Origin of the sequence: Lentimicrobium sp. L6 (genome assembly GCF_013166655.1) — a bacterium.
Taxonomy (GTDB): Bacteria; Bacteroidota; Bacteroidia; order Bacteroidales; family UBA12170; genus UBA12170.
The window spans coordinates 1-3,112 of sequence record NZ_JABKCA010000151.1 but is presented as its reverse complement, the minus strand read 5'-3'; the positions used below and the strand labels follow the sequence as shown (position 1 = coordinate 3,112).

General features: G+C 40.4%; 1 protein-coding gene. It reads right to left on the bottom strand.

The window, feature by feature from the left end; genetic code table 11:
- The coding region (locus HNS38_RS19855; RefSeq protein ID WP_172346980.1) for a PAS domain S-box protein at positions 1-2,932 on the bottom strand (2,932 nt) is incomplete at its 3' end.
- Between the last annotated feature and the right edge of the window lie 180 nt (positions 2,933-3,112).

Below are 3,112 nucleotides of genomic sequence, written 5' to 3'. Positions count from 1 at the left end.
TTCCATTGAAAGGACTTTTGAGATCGTGGGCTATGATAGAGAAAAATTTGTCTTTTTCGGCGTTGATATTTGAAAGTTCTTTGTTTTTCTGAATTATTTCGGCTTCCGTTTTTTTTCTTTCCTCAATATTCCTGGTTACACCAAGAATTTCGATATCACCTGAAGGGTTGAAGCTGAATTGTGTTGATACTTCAATCCAGATAATCTCTCCATTTTTACAATACTGTTGCAGTTCATTAATATAATAATCCGTTACTTCGGGATGTGCAATAAAAGTATTTACATTTTTGGTTATCGTGTCCTTTACTATTAAAACCGAATCAGGCGTTAGCGAATCTTCTATACTTTCATTCATAGCTTCACTTGCAGTTACACCTCTTAATTGAAATACCGATGGGCTGATATAAGTAAATTTACCGGTATTTGCATTCAGAACCCAAATTACATCTACCATATTTTCGGTAAGCAAACGGTATTTTTTCTCACTTTCGCGCAATGCATCCTCCGCCAGCTTGCGCTCGGTGATGTCGCGTTCGACATACAAAACACCAGTTGGAATATTGCTGGCATCGAGAAGAATATTGGCATTGACTTCAGAATAAAATGTACTTCCATCTTTTCGTACCATCAGATATTCGCTAGCTCCTGTCAAAGTGCCATTGAACAACTCATTTATCAAATAAATCGCTTTTTCATGATAATCAGGATGAAGAAATTCCATGATATTTCTGCCTAACAGCTCATCTGTTGCGTCATAACCCCACATAGAACCACTTTTCTCCGTTACAAACTGTATTGTTCCATCCAGTGCAGCAATGGCAATACCATCGGGTGAAGTTTCAATAATTTTTCGAAATCGATATTCGCTTTTTTGTAGCGCTTCCTCCGCCTGCTTGCGCGCGGTGATATCTCTAGTAATGTTCATCAATGCAGGCTGGTTCTGATAATTTATCAGAATGACTTTTACCTCAGTATGTCTGTCATTTCCGGCTTTATCCCTGATAATTGTTTCGAAATCAACACTGCCTTTCGTTTGAAGAGATTCTATCCTTTGAAGCATAATATTTTCCAGAACTGGCACCTCCAATTCTTCGAGTTTCATCAGCAGTAATTCTTCTCTGGTATAACCAAACATCTCGCAAGCTGCTTTATTAAATTCAATGAAGTGGGATGGTTTTCCATCAGTATTGAGACTCATAAGAGAAATACTGTCCTTGTTTGAATCGAAAAGCATCTGGTACTTTTGTTCATTTGCTTCCGCCTCTTCTTTGGCAATAAGTAATTCTTCCTCCGCCTGCTTGCGCTCGGTGATGTCGTGAATGATCGAAAAGAGCATTTTTTCATTATTTATTTCCATTGGTGTTGAATGGACTTCGACTGTGCGAATTTGACCATTCTTCAATTTATGGGGGAAGGTGAAATAATTTAGATGTTGATTTCGTGCATTTTGTATCTCCTTTGCTACCTCATCATTTGATAATTGGTTTATTTCCTGGATACGCAGATCGCATAGCTGTTGATGAGAATATCCGTAAAATAACTGAGCCGCAGAGTTCGCATTAGTAATCGCACCGCTTTCCGGATCGATTAAAAGCATAATTGCAGCGTGATCATTAAACATTTTACGGAATTGTTCTTCGCTTTCCCGAATTTTCTCCTCCGCCTGCTTGCGCTCGGTGATGTCACGCGAAATGCCCTGCAAGCCAATGGGGACTCCATTTTCGTCGCGTACGAAGCTAACATGAATTTCCATCGGAACCATGCTGCCGTCTTTCCTGCATTCTTTAATTTCGATGGTGCGGCTGCGGTTTTTGTCCACTGCCGGGTCTTTTTCCTTTTCGAGTTCTTCATGCAAAAGGGAATGTATTTTTTGCAGGGTTTCGGGCGAATATCGTTCTTCAATGCTCAGATGCAGGTATTGGTCGGCAGAAAAACCTAAAATCCTTTCCACCGATGGGCTGATGTAGGTGAAGTTTAGTTGCAGGTCGATTTCCCAAACAAAGTCGGTCATGTTGTCGGTGATTGTTTTGAGCCTTGCTTGTTCATTTATCACTTTTCTTTCCTCATCTATCCGGCTCAATAACATGCCTGTAAGGTCGGCATAAGTTTCGAGGGTTTCCCGGTTTTGCAATTGGCTGCCGCGTTTAAAAAATAGGACAAAATCGCCAAGCATGGTGTTTTCGCTTGTGGTTTTTACCACGGCAACCTGCCCGATGTTAAAGGTTTTGCTTAACAGAGTAATGATTTTTTCGGGAATTGTGGTTCCGGTTAAATCAGTAAGCTGCTGAAAAATCGTAGTTTTTTGCTTATCGATTTTTTTCTGCCGCTCGGGGTCGTACACCCACTTTTTGCCACGGGGGTCGAAGCCGAGCAAGGAAATGCCTTTTTCGATATGTTTATTCATACCCGAAAAAGCGATGGTTGAAAAATCGCGTCCTTTTTCATCGAACTTGTTCAGCACGGCATAGGTAGCGCCGGATATTTCCCGGGCTTTGTCGGCCACGTATTGCATGTCGATGGTTTGTGCTGTGAAATTATTAAATGTGGCAGCAATATCTGAAAGAGACTTTTGTGCTGAGATATCAGTAAAAACGGTTGAGAAATAGTATTTTTGGTTTGAATAGGCATGCACCTTGTACCAACTGCCCATTGGTTTTGAATATTGTTCAAACTCGCTTTCACCACCATCAAGGGCGATATCCCCGTAATATTGCACCCAGTCGAAATTGCCTTCGCGGATACCGGGCAGTACTTCACACACGGTTTTGCCAATTATTTCTTTGGCTTTTAGTCCGGTGATGCGTTCAAAGGCAGGGTTGACTTCCAAAAATTCATAATCGGTGGGTTTTCCCTGTTCATCAACTATAATCTTATGGTACGCAAAGCCGAAAGGGCTTTTCATAAGAATTGATTTGTAGTTTTTGTCGTCCATATCTTTATTTTTTTATGCTACTCTTGTTATTAGTTGCAGTTGTATTTTTTTAGCATTGGCTATAACGTTTCGCAGTTATGGAGCGTGCCCATTTCTACGAATACTCTTTGATTATTGCTCAAATTTAATAATAGGGTTACCCATTTAAGTCTCGTGTAATTTAATCGAAGCGTAAGCAAT